Below are 462 nucleotides of genomic sequence, written 5' to 3' on the forward strand. Positions count from 1 at the left end.
GTGGCTGACGGCCGACGTGCACCACACCTCGGCCCAGCACTACCAGCCCTCGCGGGCCGCGTTCGGCGACTTCGAGCCGTTCTGGGAGTTCGTCTCCGGCCCGCTGAACGCGGGCGCCTTCCCGGCCGTCGCGCTCGACGGCACCTTCGGCCCGGAGCGGGTGTTCGTGAAGGCGCCCACCGCGTCGAACGTCTCGCCCGCCGGCGGCCACCAGTACTTCGGCGAGGTGGACATCGACGGCGACAGCGGCGTGCTGACGGTGCGGTTGCGGGAGCAGGACGGCACCGTGCTGTACACCAAGAGGCTGCAGCCGGGCCTGGTCGGTCAGTGACGCGACACCAACCGGCCGACGACCCGACAAAAACAGACATAAGGAGTCTTTACTCGCCAGTCACGGTGCGTTCGTGGTCGCGAAACACGATTCCTCCACAGTGGCGGTATGAGTCGAGACATGTCTGAAGC

1 protein-coding gene is annotated in these 462 nt (G+C 67.5%); it reads left to right on the forward strand.

Annotation, left to right across the window (positions count from 1 at the left end; genetic code table 11):
• Positions 1-331, forward strand: a 331-nt coding sequence (locus tag KDL01_RS41920) for an alkaline phosphatase D family protein (protein WP_212534271.1), incomplete at its 5' end; no start/stop codon positions are given.
• Positions 332-462 lie beyond the last annotated feature (131 nt).

It is taken from the genome of Actinospica durhamensis, assembly GCF_018139695.1.
In the GTDB taxonomy this organism is placed as follows: domain Bacteria; phylum Actinomycetota; class Actinomycetes; order Streptomycetales; family Catenulisporaceae; genus Actinospica; species Actinospica durhamensis.